General features: G+C 71.7%; 13 protein-coding genes. 5 read left to right on the top strand and 8 right to left on the bottom strand.

The window, feature by feature from the left end; genetic code table 11:
- Positions 1–33: 33 nt before the first annotated feature.
- Positions 34–1,083 (bottom strand): Ppx/GppA phosphatase family protein, encoded by a 1,050-nt coding sequence (locus CES90_RS00640; RefSeq protein ID WP_189782042.1) that lies wholly within the window; start codon positions 1,081–1,083, stop codon positions 34–36.
- A 165-nt stretch (positions 1,084–1,248) separates the two neighbouring features.
- Here CES90_RS00640 and CES90_RS00635 point away from each other — a divergent pair, with 165 nt between their 5' ends.
- The 4 genes from CES90_RS00635 (at position 1,249) to CES90_RS00620 (ending at position 6,421) form a co-directional block, all read left to right on the top strand.
- Positions 1,249–1,800, top strand: a complete 552-nt coding sequence (locus tag CES90_RS00635) for a GNAT family N-acetyltransferase (protein WP_189782043.1) — start codon at positions 1,249–1,251, stop codon at positions 1,798–1,800.
- A gap of 57 nt (positions 1,801–1,857) precedes the next feature.
- Positions 1,858–3,390 (top strand): ABC transporter substrate-binding protein, encoded by a 1,533-nt coding sequence (locus CES90_RS00630; RefSeq protein ID WP_189782044.1) that lies wholly within the window; start codon positions 1,858–1,860, stop codon positions 3,388–3,390.
- Positions 3,391–3,689: 299 nt separating this feature from the next.
- On the top strand, positions 3,690–5,156 hold the full coding sequence (locus CES90_RS00625) for an ABC transporter permease subunit (protein WP_189782159.1): 1,467 nt from the start codon (positions 3,690–3,692) through the stop codon (positions 5,154–5,156).
- A gap of 29 nt (positions 5,157–5,185) precedes the next feature.
- Positions 5,186–6,421, top strand: a complete 1,236-nt coding sequence (locus CES90_RS00620; RefSeq protein WP_189782160.1) for an MDR family MFS transporter — start codon at positions 5,186–5,188, stop codon at positions 6,419–6,421.
- Positions 6,422–6,794: 373 nt separating this feature from the next.
- On the opposite strand, the gene CES90_RS00615 is transcribed toward CES90_RS00620, so the two are convergent.
- From CES90_RS00615 to CES90_RS00590, 6 genes are all read right to left on the bottom strand, one after another.
- Positions 6,795–7,088: a hypothetical protein gene (locus CES90_RS00615; RefSeq protein ID WP_189782045.1), complete on the bottom strand. Its 294-nt coding sequence runs from the start codon at positions 7,086–7,088 to the stop codon at positions 6,795–6,797.
- A 166-nt stretch (positions 7,089–7,254) separates the two neighbouring features.
- Positions 7,255–10,026, bottom strand: a complete 2,772-nt coding sequence (locus CES90_RS00610; RefSeq protein ID WP_189782161.1) for an NHLP bacteriocin export ABC transporter permease/ATPase subunit — start codon at positions 10,024–10,026, stop codon at positions 7,255–7,257.
- Between the two features lie 94 nt (positions 10,027–10,120).
- Positions 10,121–12,358, bottom strand: coding sequence for an NHLP family bacteriocin export ABC transporter peptidase/permease/ATPase subunit (locus CES90_RS00605; RefSeq protein ID WP_373313300.1), 2,238 nt, complete (start codon positions 12,356–12,358; stop codon positions 10,121–10,123).
- Positions 12,355–13,161, bottom strand: coding sequence for an HlyD family efflux transporter periplasmic adaptor subunit (locus CES90_RS00600; RefSeq protein ID WP_189782046.1), 807 nt, complete (start codon positions 13,159–13,161; stop codon positions 12,355–12,357). The genes CES90_RS00605 and CES90_RS00600 overlap by 4 nt, the downstream gene beginning before the upstream one ends.
- Before the next feature lie 122 nt (positions 13,162–13,283).
- Positions 13,284–13,499 carry a type A2 lantipeptide gene (locus tag CES90_RS00595; RefSeq protein ID WP_189782047.1) on the bottom strand — a complete coding sequence of 72 codons (216 nt, stop codon included), beginning with the start codon at positions 13,497–13,499 and terminating at the stop codon, positions 13,284–13,286.
- 503 nt (positions 13,500–14,002) lie between these two features.
- Positions 14,003–14,416 carry a PaaI family thioesterase gene (locus tag CES90_RS00590; protein ID WP_189782048.1) on the bottom strand — a complete coding sequence of 138 codons (414 nt, stop codon included), beginning with the start codon at positions 14,414–14,416 and terminating at the stop codon, positions 14,003–14,005.
- Positions 14,417–14,675: 259 nt separating this feature from the next.
- On the opposite strand from CES90_RS00590, the gene CES90_RS00585 reads away from it, so the two are divergent.
- A complete protein-coding gene (locus tag CES90_RS00585; protein ID WP_189782049.1) occupies positions 14,676–16,067 on the top strand; it encodes a S1 family peptidase in 1,392 nt (463 codons plus the stop codon).
- A gap of 224 nt (positions 16,068–16,291) precedes the next feature.
- On the opposite strand, the gene CES90_RS00580 is transcribed toward CES90_RS00585, so the two are convergent.
- Entirely contained in the window at positions 16,292–18,433 is a 2,142-nt protein-coding gene (locus tag CES90_RS00580) for a SpoIIE family protein phosphatase (protein ID WP_189782050.1), read from the bottom strand.
- Between the last annotated feature and the right edge of the window lie 384 nt (positions 18,434–18,817).

Here is an 18,817-nt window from a genome sequence, read left to right as displayed (position 1 = left end):
ATGGTCATTGACGAAATCCTGTGCCCCGTGCGGTCAGCGGGCCGGCGTGGCGATGCGGAGCGGTACCGCGCCCGCCGAACTCGACGGCCCGGCCGTGGCCGCCGGGGTCGGGGACGGGATCGCGGCCGGGCAGTCGTCGTGGGTGATCTCCGCCCACCAGGACGGGCCGTCCTCGATGTGCCGTAACAGCACGCCCTCGCGGATCGCCCAGGGGCAGATGGTCACCGTCCTGAGGCCGGTCAGCTTCATGGTGGTGTGGCCGACCAGCGCTCCGGCCAGACTCTGCGCCGCGCGGGGCGCGGAGATGCCCGGGAGGGCGGAACGCTCGGCGGCCGGGATCGTGGCGAGCCGCTCGGCCGCGCGGCGCAGGTCCGACCGGTGCAACTCCCGCTCCACGAACGGGCCGTGGCGGCCCGGCGCGGCCCCGCACAACCTGGCCAGCTGCTGGAAGGTGCGCGAGGTCGCCACGGCGGTGCGCGGCCCCTCCCAGCGGATGCGCGCGGCCACATCCCGGAGTTGATGGCGGACCTTGCGCCGCAGCGCCCTGACGCTCTCCGGCGACGGAGGGTCCTCGCCGTGGAAGAACTCATGGGTGAGCCGACCCGCGCCCAGCGGCAGCGACGCCACGAAGTCCGGCAGCCGCCCCCGGCCGAAGGCCACTTCCAGTGACCCGCCCCCGATGTCGAGCAGCGCGAGCGGCCCCGACCGCCAGCCCATCCACCGCCGCGCCCCGAGGAAGGTGAGCTCCGCCTCCACCTCGCCGGGCAGCGTGCACAGGCGGACGCCGGTGTCGGCGCGCACGGTGCGCAGCACCTCCCGGCAGTTCGGCGCGGAGCGCACCACGGCCGTCGCGAACGCCAGTGGAGTCGAAGCCCCCCAGCGCTCGGCCGTGCCCGCCGCCGCCGTGACGGCCTCGGACAGTCTCCGTACGGCCTCGCCGGGGACATCTCCGCCGGGCGGCACCTGCTCGGACAACCGCAACCGCCACTTGGCGGTGTGCACCGGCAGTGGTACGCCGCCCTCCGCGTCCGCCACCACGAGTCGTACCGTGTTCGATCCCACATCCAGCACGCTCATTCGCATGACCCGGGACTACCCGGAAGCCGCTTGACCACGCGTGTTTCGAACGGCGGCCGGTGGTGTACAGGCAAGTACCGGCCGTCGGGGCGCACCCGCCCACCACCCGGGACCGGATGAGGAATCGAACCCCTGATCATGACGATCAGCCCTATTGCATATGATGTGCAGGTGCATGAATACAGCATCAGGGTGGCAGGGCCCGACGACCTCGACAGTGCCCGGGCGGTGATGCTCGACACCGTCTACCGGGACTTCGGCACCGGTTACGTGCCGCGTTGGCACGGGGACATCATCGACCTCCACAGCGCGTACGTGGCTCCCGTCCGGCATGCGCTCCTGGTGGCGGTCGACGAGCGGGACGAGGTCGTGGCCACCGGTGCGCTGGACTCCCGCGGCCCCGCTCATCCCCCCAACCCCCGCTGGCTCGCCGAGCGTTACCCGTCCGGCGAGACCGCCCAACTACGGCGCATCTACGTGCGCTCCGAGCATCGGCGGCGCGGGCTCGCCCGGCGGATGGTCGCCGCGCTGCTGGACTTCGTCGCGGCCGACGGCGGTTACCGCTGCGTCTATCTGCACACGGACCCGGCGGTGCCCGGCGCGGAGGACTTCTGGCGCTCGCAGGGCGTGGCGGTGTGCGACGAACGCGAGGAGAGCGGGCAGCGGGTCGTGCACTTCGAGATACCCATGCCCGTGACGTCTTCGCCTGTGGTTGTCATGTAGGGCTCCGCACCCGCCCCGTTCCCCGTCCCACCTGCTCCCCACAGAGAACCAAGGACCATGCGCTCTCCCCGCCGCCGTCGCGTCGTCGCCGGCCTGCTCCTTGCCCCCGCGCTGACCGGCTGCTTCGCCTCGGGCGGTGACAGCCCCGGCGGCGACTCGGCCGACGGCTCCCGGCTGCGCGTCGCCCTCGCCTTCCCGCCCGCCGAGAACTTCTCCCCGTACGGCGCCGACGCCACCCTCCTCAGCCGGCTCGGCGTCACCGAGGGACTCACCAAGCTCGACGCCAACGGCGCCGCGGCCCCGGCGCTCGCCGAGTCCTGGACCCGTGAAAACGACCGGAACTGGCTTTTCACCTTGCGTGAGGCCACCTTCCAGGACGGCACCGACGTCACCCCGGACGCGGTCGCCGCCGCCCTCACCCACGCCACCGAGGCCGAGCCCGTCACCGCCGCGCTCTCCGGCATCACGCTCACCGCGAAGAAGAGCGGCGACAACCAGGTGCGCGTCACCACCGAGGACCCGGACCCGGCCCTGCCGCTCCGCCTCTCCAGCCCCGGCCTCGCGATTCTGTCCGAGAAGGCCTACGGCAAGGACCGCCCCACTCCGGTCGGCACCGCCACCGGACCGTTCGAGATCACCAAGGCCAACGGCACCACCGCGGCCACCCTCGACCGCTTCGACGACTACTGGGGCGGCCGCGCCCAGGCCTCCGGCATCGACGCCCGGTTCACAGCCGACGGCACCGCCCGCACCAACGCCCTGCGCACCGACCAGATCGACATCGCCGAGGCCGTCCCCGTCGCCCAGGCGTCGACCCTCGACAAGGGCACCCGTCACGAGACGGCCACCACCCGCACCACCAGCCTCCTCCTCAACACCAAGAGCGGTGCCTTCAAGGACCCGAAGCTCCGGGCCGCCGCCCGTGAGGCCGTCGACACCTCCGTACTCGCCAAGGACGTGTACGAGGGGTACGCCGACCCCGGCGTCGGCATCTTCGGGCCCGCCGTGACCTGGGCCGCGGGCGCGCGAAGCGCGATGAGGGTCCCCCCGGCCGAAGGCTGGGGGAGGGCCGAGCCGACCGGGCGCGCGAAGGCCGCCGACGTCGACGGCACTTCGGTGACCGTCGCCACCTACGACAACCGGCCCGAGCTGCCCGAGGTCGCTCAGGTGCTGCAACAGCAGCTCCAGAAGGCGGGGTTCAAGGTGAAGCTGGAGGTGCGCGAGTACTCGCGGCTGGAGAGCGACGTCCTCGCCGGGAAGTTCGACGCCTTCGTCGGCGCTCGCAACTCCCTGCTCGATACCGGCGACCCCGTCTCCATCCTCGCCAGCGACTTCACCTGCGACGGCAGCTACAACCTCGCGCTGCTGTGCGACAAGAAGGTCGACCAGGCCGTGGCCGAGGCCGAGAAGGAGTCCGACACCGACGAGCGCCGGCAGGCGGCCATGAACGCCGAGGCGGCCGTCCTCGGCACGGACGCGACCGTCCCGCTCGTCCACCAGCGGGTCATCACCGGCGTCGGCACCTCCGTGAAGGGCGTGATCCTCGACCCGTACGAGCGCGCTCTGGTCGGAACGGGGACCCGGCGCTGAGGCGGGCACTCTGGCGCGCCCTGCTCGCCGCCGGCCTGCTGTGCGGCATCGGCCTGCTGCCGTGGCTGTCGCGCACCGACCCGGCGCTCACGGTCCTCAAGGCCCGCTCGGCCGAACGCGAGCCGACGCCCGAGGTGCTGGCGGCGATCCGCGCCGAACTCGGTCTGGACGCGGGCCCGATGAAACTGCTGGGGGAGTGGTTCGGCGGGCTGGCGCGCGGTGACGCGGGCCGTTCGTGGATCTCCGGCGCAGAGGTCACCCCGGCCGTCGTCCAGGCCGTCGGTGTCTCCCTGCTGCTGATGGCGGCCGCGCTCGTCGTCGCCGCGCTGACGGCCGCGGCGGTGTGCTCGCGCACCCTGTGGCTGGGCGCGCGCCGCCGCCTCGACGAGCGCCGCGGCGGCGGCAGCGCGGCGGCGATGGTGGCCGCGCTGCCGGAGTTCCTCACCGCGTCCGTACTCGCCGTCGTGGTCGGCGTGCACCTAGGCTGGCTGCCCGCGCTCGGCTGGTACGGGCCGCGGTGGATGGTGCTGCCCGCCCTCGCGCTCGGCCTGCCCGCCGGAGCGCTGCTCGGCCGGATGCTCGACGACCTGCTGCCCGGCGCTTTCGCCGAACCCTGGGCACTGGCCGCCGCCGCACGCGGCATATCGGGGCGTGCCACAGCCCGCCAAGCCGTGCGCCGCTGCATACCCGGACTGCTCCCGAACGTCGGCCTGTTCGTGGTCGGCCTCACCGGCGGCGCGGTCACCGTCGAGCAGATCTTCGACATTCCCGGCCTCGGCCGCACCACCCTCCAGGCCGCCCTCGCCCAGGACCTCCCCGCCCTCCAGGCCGGCACCCTCGCCCTGGTCCTGCTGGCCGCCCTCGCCGGAGCCCTCACCCGCCTCACCGCCCGCCTCCTCATCGGCCCGGCCCTGCGCGACGGCGCCCTGCACTCCCTGCACCGCCCCAGGCCGCCGGTGCCACGCCGCACTCCTCTGCTCTACGGAACCGTCCTGCTGGCGGTCGTCGCGCTCGGCCTGACCCGCGATCCGCTCGCCCTGGACACCGGCGCCCGGCTCCAACCCCCTTCCTGGGACCACCCGTTGGGCACCGACGCCCTCGGCCGCGACCTCCTCGCCCGCATCGGCCACGGCGCGTTCACCACGCTCGCCCTCGCCGTCGCGATCAGCGCGACCGCCCTGCTCGTGGGCGTCCTGCTGGGGCTGCTGCCCCGCTTCTCCGGACCCCTCGTCGACACCGTCAACGCCGTACCGGCGGTCCTTGCGGGCCTGCTCGTCGCCGGAGTCGCCGGCAGCGGAGCGGCGACACCGGCGCTGGCCGTGGCCGCCGTCGCCTGGGTACCGCTGGCGGCGCACACCACGGCCCTGCTCGAACAGGAGCGGGCCACCACGCACATCACGGCCACCAAGGGCCTGGGCGCGGGCGACGCCTACCTGCTCCGCCGCGAACTCCTCCCCGCCCTACTGCCCCCCGTCGCCCGCCACGCCCTCCTCCGGCTGCCCGGCGTGGCCCTCGCCCTCACCTCCCTCGGCTTCCTCGGCCTCGGCGCCCAGCCGCCCGACCCCGAGTGGGGCCTGCTCCTCGCCGAGAACCAGCCGTACGCCGAACGCGCCCCCTGGGCCGTCCTCGCCCCCGCGGCCGCACTCGCCCTGCTGGGCGCCCTGGCGGTCACGGCGGCGGGCGGAGTGCGCCGGCCGCGCCCGTTCGTCCGGACCGCGGGGCAGCCGAAGACCGCCGTAGCCCTCACCGACGGAGAGACCGCATGACCCAGCAGCAATCGAGCGACGCGAAGACGATGAGTGAGCCGCCCCGGCCGGAATCCGCCCGGCCGTCCCGGCGGCACACCTGGGAGCGGCTCAACCCTCTTCTGCGGTTGCTGATCCTTACCCAGCTCGCCTTCAACCTCGGCTTCTACGCGGTGCTGCCGTTCCTCGCCGAGCACCTCGGTACGGCGATCGGTATGGCCGGCTGGATGGTCGGCTTCGTGCTGGGTCTGCGGACCTTCAGCCAGCAAGGGCTGTTCGTGGTGGGCGGTGCGCTGGCCGACCGTTACGGCGTACGGCCCGTCGTCCTCGCGGGATGTGTGCTGCGCATCGCCGGGTTCGCGTGGCTGGGATACGCGGAGGCGGACTGGTCGGTCATCGGGTCCGTCCTGCTGATCGGATTCGCCGCCGCGCTGTTCTCGCCGGCCGTGGAGTCCGAGGTCGCCCGGCAGGCGGTGGTCTGGGAGGATGCGGGGGGCGGCTCCCGTACGAGCGTCCTCGCGCTGTTCACGGTGGCGGGGCAGGCCGGGGCGTTCGTCGGACCGCTCATCGGGGCGCTGCTGCTGGCCGTGGACTATCGCGTGGTGTGCCTCGCCGGGGCCGGGGTTTTCGTTCTGGTTCTCGCCGGGCACTTCTGGCTGCTGCCGCAGCACATCCCCGGCCGGGAACGGGTCGAGGTGAAGGGCGGGCTGGGAGGGCTGTTGAGCAACCGCCGGTTCCTGGCGCTGTGCTGCACGTACGGGGCGTATCTGCTGGCCTACAACCAGCTGTACCTCCTCCTTCCTGACGAGGTGGAGCGTGCCACGGGCTCTCAGTCGGCGCTGGCGTGGCTGTTCGGGTTGTCCTCGCTGCTCGTCGTGACCGCGCAGCTGCCGGTCACGCGGTGGGCCGCCGAGCGGCTCGACCTGCGGCGGTCCATGACGGCGGGGCTGCTGCTGATCGCCGCCGGGTTCGGGGTGGTGGCGGTGATACGGCCGGCCTCGTGGACGGGGAACGTTGGGCTGCTGCCCGCCGCCGGGTTCGTCGTGCTGCTGACGTTGGGGCAGATGCTCGTGGCGCCGGCGGCGCGGGCGTGGGTGCCGGACCTTGCCGCCTCGGGGCGGCTCGGGCTGTACACGGGGGCGATGTCATCCGTCTCCGGGTTGATCGTGCTGGTGGGCAGTGCGGGTACGGGGTCGCTGATGGACACCGGGTTGCCTGCGGCCGTGCCGTGGCTGGTGCTGGCCGCGATCCCGGTGGCGTCGATCGTGCTCCTGCCGCGCCGCTAGGGCGTGTTGCGAAGTCCCGCCTGCCGCCCGACGCCTGGCACGCTCCCCCACTCTCGGCTTCTTCCCCACTCTCGGCTTAGCTCGAGCGGGGGGGACCCCCATGACGCCGCCCGGCCCGCCCTCCGGGCGGACGACGGGACTTTCTTCTGGCAGGCGGCCTGTCCGGGCTTGGGCGTCATCGCGTGTGCCGCGTCGCTCAGGAGTGCGACCCGGCCGACCGTGTACAAAGGCGGCAGGGTGCAACCAGCCCGGTGAACTCCCGCTCAGGATCCGTCAGTTGCACTCGCGTCACGCAAGAAGATCTACCCTCCAAGGCCGCGCCGCGAGGGCGAAGTCCGGGACTGCCACCGTCGACCTTCGAGCCGAACCAAGCTCAGCCGAGACCGCGATGGGCGGCCCACAACGCCCCGGCACGGCTGGCAGCGCCGGCGACCAGGGCCGCCAGTTCGGGTCTGTCGGGGACAGGGAACGAGACGTATGCGCCGCGACCACCATCGACTGGTCGGCCATAGGCCTTTGCGGCGAGGTGACCGTCCGGGAGAAGCCGGACGTTGAGTGTGGTCAGCGTGAACGCTTCACCGCGTCGAGTGTCCGTCCAGCGGAGCGCCTGCGGGATCGTGACATTGATCGCCAGAGCACTCACTTCCACTTCCAGGTCGCTGCTCATGGACGGATGATCTCACGCAAGTCGCTGCGGGCGGCCGCCACCGGCTTGTGTAGCAGGCAGTTTGATCACGACCGGGGAACCGCGCGACCAGCCCCCGCCCACCCGCACCCGCCAACGCACCACCGACCATCCCGAGCTCGAAGGCGTGGCGGGGGCGAGAAACCGGTCATGCCATCTGGCGGCGGACCAGCTCGTGAAGCCGACCCCCCGTGTTCGCCAACAACCGTCCCGGCGCCCCCACCTCCGCGACCTTGCCGTCCTCCATCACCACCACCCGGTCGGCGTCCATGACCGTGGACAACCGGTGGGCGATGACGACGCGCGTGGCGTTGAGGGCACGCGTGCTCTCGATGACCGTCCGCTGGGTCTCGTTGTCGAGCGCGCTCGTGGCCTCGTCGAAGAAGAGGATGCGGGGCCGGCGGATCAGGGCCTGGGCGATCATCAGGCGCTGCCGCTGGCCGCCGGAGATCGCGCCGTTGCCCTGGACGATGGTGTGCAGCCCCATCGGCATCCGCTTGATGTCCTCGGCGAGCCCCGCCATCTCGGCGGCGGCCATCGCCTCCTCCGGTGTGAACGGCTCGGTGCCGCAGATGACGTCCAGGATCGACCCGGTGAAGGGTTGGGCGTGCTGGAGTACGACACCGCACTGGCGGCGTACGGCGGACTGGTCCAGGGCGGCGAGGTCCTGGCCGTCGTACAGGACGCTGCCCGAGACCGGCTTGTCGAAGCCGATCAGCAGCCTCAGCAGTGTCGACTTGCCGCAGCCGCTCGGGCCGACGATCGCCACGAACTCGCCCGGCCTGATGTCGAAGGACACGTCGTCCAGTACGAGCGGGCCGTCGTCCGCGTACCGGAAGGACAGCCGGCGGGCCTCGATCCCACCCGTCAGTACACCTGGGCGTGTACTCGCCGTACGCACCTCGGGCGTCGCCTCCAGCACCGGCTTGATCTCCTCGAACAACGGCAGCACCGCCACCGCCGAGACGAACGCGCCCGTGAGCTGGGTGACCGACGTCAGCAGCATCGTCACGGACGTGTTGAACGTCAGGAACTCCGCCGCCGACATCGAACCCCGTGCCGGGCCCGCCAGGAGCATGAACATCAGCAGGGTGCACAGCGGCAGATACACCGCGCCGAGCACCGTGTTGAGGTTCTTGATCCCGCCGACCTTCTGCTGGAGCTCCCGGCTGCGCGCGAACTCGCCCGCCCAGGCCGCGTACGCGTAGTTCTCGGCCGCCGCCACCCGCAGCTTCGGCAGCCCGCGCAGGGTCTGGAAGGCCTGGTTGTTCAGCTTGTTGCTCAGCACCACCAGGCGGCGCTGCCAGCGCACCTGCCACAGGCCGAGGCCGAGGAAGACCGCCGCGACGACCACGAGCATCCCGATCGCGGCCAGCGCCATCGGCACGCTGTACCAGAGCAGCAGAGCCAGGTTCACGGCACCGATCGTCACCGACTGGGCGACCACCGGGCCGACCCCCGCGAGCGTCCGACGGATCGCGCTGATGCCCATGGCGGCACTGGCGAGTTCACCGGTCGAGCGGGTCGTGAAGAACTTGGTCGGAAGTCTCAACAGGCGGTCCCAGACCGCCGGTTGGAGCGTCGCCTCGATCCTGCCCTCCAGGCGCAGGATCGTCAGGTTCTGCAACAGCAGGAACGCCGCCGACACCACGCTCGCGAGCATCACCGCCAAGCAGGCCTGCACGATGAGGTTCTCCTGCGCCTTCGGCACGTACTCGCCGAGCACCTTGCCCGTCGCGATCGGTACGAGCGACCCGAGCGCGACCGTCACCAGGCCGCTCAGCAGCAGGCCGGTCATGTCGCCGCCGGTGCCGTGGAGGCTGAACCGCATCAGACGCAGGGGGCTCAGCACCCGCTCGGGCAGCGGGCGGTAGAACATCACGGCACGCGGCTCGAACTCCGCCACGTTCGCCTTCTCGATCGGCGTCTCCCGGCCGGACGACGGCTGCACGGCCACATATCCGCCGCGCCGCCACAGCAGCGCCACCGGCGCGCCGGACAGGGCCCGGTGCCCGACCAGCGGGCCCACGTTCTCCCGCCACCAGCTTCCGGTGAGCCGTACGGCGCGGACCCGGACCCGGGAGGCGAGCGCGATGCGTTCCACCGGGTCGAGCCGGTCGCTCTCCGTGCCGCTCTGCGCGGGTTCGGAGAGAGCGATCCCGGCCGCCTGGGCGACGACCTTGCAGGCCGCGTACGTGGCGTCGGCGTCGGCCGCCGTCGTACGCCGGGTCGCGGACGACTTGCCGATGGACGCGAGCAGGGTTCGGTCGGCCTGGGCGCGGACCGCCTCGCCGGCCTTGATACCCGCCGCCGTACGGTCCTCGTGGGTGCGTTCCAGCTGCTCGATCCAGCGGTCCAGCGTGGCCAGCAGCCGGTACTGCTGGTCGACCATGCTCTGCCAGACCCCGGGGTCCATCAGCAGGTCGGCCGCCGCCTCCGCGCCGTACAGCGAGCCGTACTGGACGCTGCCGGGCGGCACCTGCATCCAGAACACGTCGTCGTCGGTGAGCGCGGCCGCCTGCTCGGTGGCCATCGGCGCCTGGAAGAGGATGGACAGACCACGGCCGACGCCCAGGGCGAGGGCGTACTCCAGCGGGCTCGTCTGCGGGGGTACGAGCTGGGGGTTGCCCCATTCGTCGTACGACCAGGTCTCGGTGTTCACCGGCTGGTACAGCTCGCGCAGCCCGATGCGGCGCACCACGCAGTCCCGCAACGGGCGTGCGACCAGGGTGTGTTGCGGCCCGGCGACCGGGCCGAGCAACAGCGAGCCCGCTTCCAGGCGGCCGAGGTGGTGCCAGTGGCCCTGCTGCTCGGCGTCGACCGCGAACAGGTCCAGGGCGCCGGAGACCACCAGCCACAGCACCTGCGGGCCTTCGAGGTCGAGGCGGGTGTAGCCGGTGCAGTCGAGGGGTGTGCCCATGGCGCCGAGCGCGCCGAGGACGAGGTCGCCCCCGTGGTTCACCTGGCTTCCCTGGACATCCTGGCCCCCGTGGCTGTCGTGTACGGAGGTCATCTCACCGCTCCCTGACCAGTTGGGCGTACGCGCCGCCGCGTGCCACCAGCTCCTCGTGCCGGCCGCGTTCCACGATCGTGCCGTGCTGCAGGACGACGATCTCGTCGCTGTCGCGGACCGTGCTGAGCCGGTGGGCGATCACCACACAGGCGCAGCCGCGCTTGCGCAGGTTGTCCATGACGACCAGCTCGGTCTCGGCGTCGAGCGCGCTCGTCACCTCGTCCAGGACGAGGATGCTGGGCCTGCGCACCAAAGCCCGGGCGATCTCCAGACGTTGGCGCTGCCCGCCGGAGAAGTTGCGGCCGTCCTGCTCGACCCTGCTGTTGATACCGCCCGGGCGACGGGTGACGACGTCGTACAGGGCGGCGTCCCGCAGCGCCTCGACCACGGCCTCGTCCGGGATCGACGGGTCCCACAGGGCCACGTTGTCGCGGACCGTGCCCTCGAAGAGGAAGACCTCCTGGTCGACGAAGGAGACGGAGGTGGCGAGCGCGCCGCGCGGGATGTCCTCAAGTCGTCGGCCGTCGATGCGGATCACGCCCTCCCAGGGGGTGTACAGGCCCGAGATCAGCCTCGACACCGTCGACTTGCCGCTGCCCGAGCCGCCGACCAGAGCCACCTGCTGACCTGGGCCGACGGTGAGGTCGAAGCCCGTGAGCAGGGGTTTGTCGAGGGGGCTGTAGCCGAAGGTGATGTTCTCCAGCTCGACGTGGCCGTGCAGTCGGCGGGTGGACTCGCCGGCGTCCGGGCGGGTGTACAGCGGGTCCGCCTGGAAGTTCTCGACGTCCTTCAGCCGGGCGACGTCCGCCGCGAAGTCCTGGATGCGGCCCGCGACGCCGTTGAGGCGGGTGATCGGCGCGGTGAAGCGGGTGACCAGCGACTGGAAGGCGACCAGGAGGCCGACGGATATGTGGCCCTCGACCGCGCGCATGCCTCCGATCCAGAGGATGAGCGCGCTGTTGAGCGTGGCGAGCGTCGGCGCGACCACGCCCAGCCACGCGCTCGGCACGCCGAGGCGCTGCTGCTCCTCCAGCGTGGTGGCGTGCTGGCCCGCCCACTTGCGGAAGTAGCCCTCCTCGCCGCCGGTCGCCTTCATCGTCTCGATCAACTGCAGGCCGGTGTACGCCGTGTTGGTGAGCCGTGCGCTGTCGGCGCGCAGTTTCGCCGTACGGGTCGCGCGCAGCCGGATCACCACCCGCATCGCCACCACGTTCAGCAGCGCCACCGCGATGCCGACGAAGGTGAGCTGCGGATCGTACGTATAGAGGAGTACGGCGTAGAGGACGACGACGACCGCGTCCACACCGGCCGCCGCGAGGTCGCGGGCCAGGGTCTCGGCGACCACGTCGTTGGACTGGAGCCGCTGGACGAGGTCGGCGGGGCTGCGCTGGGAGAAGAAGGTGACGGGCAGGCGGAGGAGATGCCTGAGGAAGCGGGCGCTGGAGAGGGTGGAGGAGATCAGACGGCCGCGCAGCAGGTTGGCCTGTTGCAGCCAGGTCAGCAGGACCGTCAGCAGCACGCACGCGCCCATCGACGCGAACAGCACGCCCAGCAGCGAGGTCTGGCCGCCGATCAGGAACATGTCGATGTACGTGCGGCTCAGCGCGGGTACCGCCGCGCCGACCGCCACAAGGAGCAGGCTCGCGAGGACGGCGGCGGGCAGGGTGCCGGAGGTGCCGCGCATCCGGGCCGGCATGGCGCCGAGGACGCCGGGCTTGCGGCCGCCCCTCTCGAAGTCGGCGCCGGGCTCCATGACGAGGACGACACCGGTGAAGCTCGCGTCGAAGTCCTCCATCGGCACGAACCGGCGGCCCTTGCCGGGGTCGTTGATGTGCACGCCGCGCCGGCCGAAGCGGCGCCCCATCCCGTCGTAGACGACGTAGTGGTTGAACTCCCAGAACAGGATGGCCGGACCCTTCACCTCCGCGAGGGCGGCCACGTCCATCTGCATGCCCTTGGCGGTCAGGCCGTAACCGCGGGCCGCCTTCAGGAGGTTGCTCGCGCGCGAGCCGTCCCGGGAGACACCGCAGGCGATGCGCAGCTCCTCCAGCGGGATGTGCCGCCCGTAGTGGCCGAGAACCATGGCGAGGGAGGCGGCACCGCACTCCACGGCCTCCATCTGGAGGACGGTGGGCGTACGGACGGTCCGCTGCCTGCTCCTGGGCACCGGGCGCTTCTTCGCCGCCGCCTTGCGCCTGCCGTGCCCCGACGGCGGCGCGGTGTCCTGCGGTGGGGTCACGGGAGCAGCCAATCGATCGGACGCTCGTCGGCCATGCGGATCGAACCCGTGGCCATGGTCATGGAGGACAGCTCGAAGGGCGGCCCGTCCTGCGAGGACCACTTGTAGCCGGACTCGGTCGACGCCTTGCGGTCCAGGCGTACGGTGACGGCCACCGGCCGGCCCTTCCTGGTGAACTGCTCGCCGAGCTGGCTGTCACCGAGGAACGCGCCGATCGACTGCGGTGTCTGGGCGGTGCGGTCCACCTTCTTCACATGACCGCGCAGCACACCGTAGCTCTGGGTGGGCGCCGACTGGACGGTGAGGTCGACTTCGGCGTTCTTCGGGATGGAGGCGGCGTTCTCGGCCGGGACGTACACCGTGGCGTACAGCGGGTCGTCGGCGTCGGCGACCTTCTCGATCGCGGCGACATCGGCGCCGGTCTGGATGATCTGGCCGATCGTGGCGGCGAGCGCGGAGACCCGGCCCGCGGCGACGGAACGTACGACCGTCTCGCCCTCGGCGGTGGCGACCTTCAGGACCGGTGCCTTGGCGGGCAGCCGCTCGCCCTGCTTCGCGAGTACGGCGGTGACCTGGCCGGCGACGGGGCTCTGCAGGATGTAACTGCCCTGCCCGTGGGTGAGGATGGCGGGCGCGCTGACCGTGGAGGTCACCGAACCGGTGACGGCCCACACGGACGCGGCGGCCATGGCGACCACCGTGATGGACAGCACCAGCCAGCCCTGGGGGCGGGCGAAGCGCACCGGAAGGTCGAGCTCCTCCGGTGACTGGAGCTTGGCGAGGGCCTGTTGGCGGAACTGCACGGGACTTCCCTCACCTGCGCGATGTGAGACGAAAGGACTTTCGGGGCGCCCGATGGTGTCCGGGCATCCGAGAGCCCCGGAACCGTCAGGCGGTTCCGGGACTCAGCGGCACTGGGGCTCGATCAGAGACCGGCGACCAGGCTCGTGACCGGGGCGGTGCTCAGGCCGGTGGCACCCTCGACCGTGGTGACGGCCGTGTTGACCAGGCCGGAGACCGGGGCGACGCCGTCCACCAGGCCGGTGACGGTGCCGAGAGCGTTGACCTGCAGGCCGCCGGAGACGGCGTCGAGGGCGGCGTCCGACAGCTCGGCGGTCTCAACCTGGGGGGTGGAGTTCATGATGGAACTTCCCTTCGTATAGCTCTTCATAAGGGGGGGGAGCGGCCCCCTTCTGGGGACAGAACGACGGCCGCACACGTGGGTGCCCACTTCTCGTCTCCGAGAGCTTGGCGGCCCCCGCGGTGCGATGGATCAAAGCAGAGATCCGGGGCGCACATCCAATCAACAGAGCCTCTCACCAGGGAACTTGATGACCATGAGGGCTCATCCGTGCAGGCCTGCGCACGCGGCGGTGCCAAGTTCTTCACACCGGGCGCCGCATCGTCGCAGCCCGCTCGTTGCCAACCGGAAAACGAACTGGACAGTCCCGCCTCAAAGGCGCGGCGCGGTGGCGCCGGCCGTGCAGATCCTTGGTGCGCCGTGACCTGACTGGGTATTCGATGTGGAGATTCGCCGGAGCCGGTTTTTCGATCGGGAACGGGAACGGACGGCTACCGATCGGTAGCGGATCGTGTCTGCTCGCTTGACGTATTGCGCTCAGTTGTCACAGGAGCGCCCTGTCGTCACCCCAGAAGCGCGTAAACCGTGCTCGCCCGGGCCGCGAGCTCCCCCGAACTCCCGGTCGTCATCGCGATGTCGGCGAAAGCCATCCGGCGCCCGAGCTTGGTGAGGACCGCCTCGACGAGTACGTCCTCACCCGTGACCGCTCGCTGGAAGCTGGTCGACTGCTGAACCGTGGTCATCGGTACGAAGGAACCGCGCGCCGCCGACACCGCGATCACCGTCGCCGTGTCCGCCGCGGCCATCAACGCCTGCCCCGACAGGGCGCCGCCCTCGCGTGCGAGCCGGTCGCACCACGGCAGGCGCAGGACCGCGCGTCGCTCGTCCAACTCCACGGCGGTGAGGCCGAGGTCGAGTACCCAAGGGGCGAAGTTGGTGGCGAGGATCTTGTCGGCTTCGGCGGGTGTGAGAGTCATGCCGGCATCGTTCCCAGGGATTCGGGCCGGGGAACGCGGGTGGGAAGTCGTGAAATGCCACCCGAACCGCACTTTGCGAAGCGGAAGATCGGAAACTTTTTCCGAGGCGTTGAACACCCCATCGGAAGCATCCGTACCAACTGGCAACCAGGCGCCCCCAGTTCACCCGCCGACGGCGGCACGGACCCCGCCCCCAGGAGGTCAAGAGTTGAGTCACAAACGAGCCACCAAGCGTAAGGCCTTTATAGCGGCAGGCGGCGTGGCGGCACTCGGAGCGGCGGCCCTCATCCTGCCGAACGCCATGGCGTCCCAGACGGAGTCCAACCAGGCGGCCCCGAAGACGCTCGCCGCGAGTGACGCCTCGGACCTCGCCTCCCAACTCCGGGAAGCGCTCGGTGAAGCGTTCGCAGGCGCGTATTACAACTCGAGTGAGCAGCAGCTCATCATTCAGGTCATCGACGGCATCGAGATCGACGGCGACGACAACAATGTGATCATCCAGGCCCAGGAGGCCGGTGCGAAGGTCCAGGAGGTCGAGAACAGCTGGTCCGAGCTCAAGGCCGGCGCGGCGACGCTGAAGGAGAAGGCGAGCATCCCCGGCACCGCCTGGGCGATCGACCCCCGTACGAACAAGCTCCAGGTCACCGCCGACTCCACGGTCACCGGTGAGAACTGGGACACCATCGAGTCGACGGTCAAGTCGCTCGGCTCGGGCATGGCGGAGATCAAGAAGTCCGCCGGCACCTTCAAGACCTTCCTGGAGGGCGGCGACGCCATCTTCGGCGGCGGCGCGCGCTGCTCCGCAGGCTTCAACGTCGTCAACGCCCAAGGGGCGCCCGCGTTCCTGACCGCCGGTCACTGCGGTGTCGCGGAGGCCGAGTGGTCCGAGGAGGAGGGTGGCGCCCCGATCGGCACGGTCGACGCGGCGACCGCCACGTTCCCCGGCGACGGTGACTTCGCGCTGGTCAACTACAACGACCCGGCGACCCAGGCGGCGAGCACCGTCGACCTCGGCAACGGCGAGACGGTCGACATCAACGCGGCCGGCGAGGCCACGGTCGGTCTCCAGGTGTTCCGCATGGGCAGCACCACCGGTCTCGCCGACGGCCAGGTCACCGGCCTCGACGCGACGGTGAACTACCCGGAGGGCACGGTCACCGGCCTCATCCAGACCAACGTCTGCGCCGAGCCCGGCGACAGCGGCGGCTCGCTGTTCACCCAGGACGGCCAGGCCATCGGCCTGACCTCCGGCGGCAGTGGCGACTGCACCGTCGGCGGCGAGACCTTCTTCCAGCCGGTCACCACCGCCCTGGCCGCGGTCGGCGCCACCCTCGGCGACGGCGGCGCGGGCGCCGGTGAGGAAGCCGCGGGCGGTGCCGGTGACGAGGCCGCCGCCGCTGGTGCCGGTGGCGAGGCCGGCGCGGGTGAGGAAGCCGCCGCCGCCGGTGCCGGTGAGGAAGCCGCCGCTGCGGGTGCTGGTGACGAGGCCGGCGCCGCGGGTGCGGGTGGCGAGGCCGCCGCGGCCGGTGCCGGTGGCGAGGCCGGCGCGGGTGAGGAAGCCGCCGCCGCCGGTGCCGGTGAGGAAGCCGCCGCTGCCGGTGCCGGTGAAGAGGCCGGCGCGGAGCACGAGCAGGGCGTCGTCGAGCACTAGGCCGACACCCGCGAAGACGTGGTGGACGACGGTTCCGGGCTCAGCGGCCACTGATACCGCACCGTCGATCCCACGACCCACCCACCGACCACACCACAGCGGTTCCGGCCGGTGAGTGGAACTCGGTCCGGCCCTCCGGCGGGAGGGTCGGACCGGTGCGTTTCAGGGGTGCTGTGCGGGGCTTTCACCACACCCCCCAGGGGGCGTCGGCGCCCCGGCAGGAGTCACCCGACCTTCGCCGCCCGCAACAGAAGCAGGGCCACGTCGTCCAGCCGCTCCTGCGCGGTCTCCGTCTCCCGGACCAACTCATCGGCGACCGCATCCAACGCCTGCTCCCCGACGGAGGCGAGCCGCTCCCCGAGGTCGGCCAGCGCATCCTCGATGTCCACCCCGGGCGACTCGATCAACCCATCCGTGTAGAGGGCCAGCAGGGAACCCTCGCCCAGCGCCACCTCGGTCGTCGGATACACCGCGTCCGCGTCGATCCCCAGAAGCGGCCCACCCGCGAGGTCCAGCACCTTCACCTTCCCGTCCGGTCTGCGCAGCAACGGCGGTGGATGCCCGGCCCGCGCCATGACGGCCATCCCGTGCTCCGGGTCGAGCCGCAGGTACAGACAGCTGGCGAACAACTCGGAGCCGAGGTCGATCAGCAGCCGGTTGGTACTGCTCATCACGTCCTGCGGCGCCTGACCGACGGTCGTGTACGCGCGTACGGCCGTACGGATCTGCCCCATCAGCCCCGCCGCCGTCACGTTGTGCCCCTGTACGTCGCCGATCACGGCCGAGGCCCGCCCGTGCGAGAGCACGAGGTCGAAGAAGTCGCCGCCGATGTCCATGCCCCGGGTCGCCGGCAGATAGCGGGAGGCCGACTCGATGCCGGGGATCGACGGCAGCGAGTGCGGAAGCAGCGCGGCCTGCAGCCCGTGGGCGAGCTGGTGCTTGGCGTCGTACAGCAGGGCGCGCTCCAGGGCCTGGGAGATGAGCCCGCTGAGGCTGGTCAGCACCGCACGCTCGTCCGCCGGGAACGGATGCGGTTCCGCGTACCCGAGCACACAGGTGCCGACCGGCCGCCCCTGGGCGATGAGCGGCAGATACGCCCAGGCGCCCAGGCCGTCCCGGGTCGTCCGCTGCATCGGATACAGGTGCTCCAACTGCTGTCGGCTCTCGAAGAAGGCGGGCACCCCGCTGCTCAGGACATGCGCGCCGGGGGTCTGCGCGGTGAGCGGCATACCGTCGAAGCCTTCCACGAGGCGCGGATCCGCGTAACCGCGGTGCCCCAGCACATGCAGCCGCCCCGCCCGCGAACCGAGCATCAGCAGTGCCTGCGCGCCGATGGCCGGGACGATCTCGTTGGCGACCAGCTCCACCATGTCCTGCACCCCCACCGCCTCGGTGAGCGCGCTGGCCAGCGCCAGGACATGGTTGATGGTCACCAGGCGGCCCGGCTCGTCGTCATCCCGACGCGCGGCGCCCTCCATCTCGGCGACCGCCCGGGCCCGGGAGATGCGAACGCTCAGCCCGTTCGTGCCCGGGTACAGCCGGAACGACAGCCAGTCGTTCGGCGGCTTGAGCGCCACGAACGACGTGACGTGCTGACTCATCAGCGCGGCCCGGTACCGGTCCTCGTACGAGGGATCGTTCAGCCAGGGCACGGACGCCCACAGCTGGGTGCCGAGCAGCCCGCTGACGGGGATGCCGAGCAGTTCGGCGGTCGCCGCGTTGGCGAAGGAGATCCGCCCGTGCAGATCGAGCGCGCACATCCCGTACGGCAGCCGCGCCACCATCCGCGCCGCCTCCACCGTGCCGAGCGTCCCGGCGACGGTGGTCGCCGACGGCGCCGACAGGTCCGGTTCCGGCAGTACCGGCCGGCCCTCCTCCTCCGCGCGCCGCAGCCGTTTCGCGAGCCGGTCGCAGGCCGAGGTGAGATGGTCCCGCTCACGGTCGCTGAGCTCCGGCGGGTGCGAGCCGGGCCAGGTGAGGAAGACGGCGCCGTAGGTGGTGTCGCGGGTCGCCACCGGCAGGGCGGCCAGGGCGAAGGGGTAGGGCAGGACCACGGCGATACGGGGGTAGCGGCGGGCCATCTGCTCCTCGCCGTTCACCCATACGAGCCGCCGGTCCCGTACGGCCTCGGCGACCGGGACCGGAGTGCTCAGTCCCACCCGCTCCCACGGCGCGGCGAACGATCTCGGCAGCCCCGCCATGACCGCCATCTCCAGCACCGGCTCGTCGGCTGTCAGCAGATACACGGCGCCGGAGTGCGCGTCGACGTCGTCCATCATCGCGGCCAGGGCCAGCGACAGCATCGGATGGCCCAGGCGTGCCGTCTCGACGGTGGTCCGCCCCCGGGACGCGTACACGTCGGACATGCCCGACCACCTCCTCCCACGGCGGCACGACGGCCCCCGGGTCAAGGCTCCCCCCTGACGGCCCGGTACGCACGGCGAGCACTGGGCGGGGGCCGAGCCCCGCTACCCAGCCCCGCGAGCCGTTCCAGCGCGGCCAAAGCCGGGAGCGGACTTGAACGGGATCAGCCGCGGCACGCAGTAGTCCCGTACGGTGGGCCCGATCCGGTCCGCCTTCGCCCTGGTGGCGGAGGCATGCACCTTCCTCGGAAACCTCCCGCCGGGCCGTCTCCTGGCCGGGTACGGCCGCCCCGGCGCGTTCGCCGGCCGACAGCCGGTCCGGTGTCTCGTGGAAGTCCCTGCCGGCGAGCGCGTACGCCTCGTACCGCACCGAAGACGCGCCCCGAT

This window comes from Streptomyces capitiformicae (assembly GCF_002214185.1).
Lineage (GTDB): Bacteria > Actinomycetota > Actinomycetes > Streptomycetales > Streptomycetaceae > Streptomyces > Streptomyces capitiformicae.
This window is presented reverse-complemented; position numbering and strand designations above follow the sequence as displayed.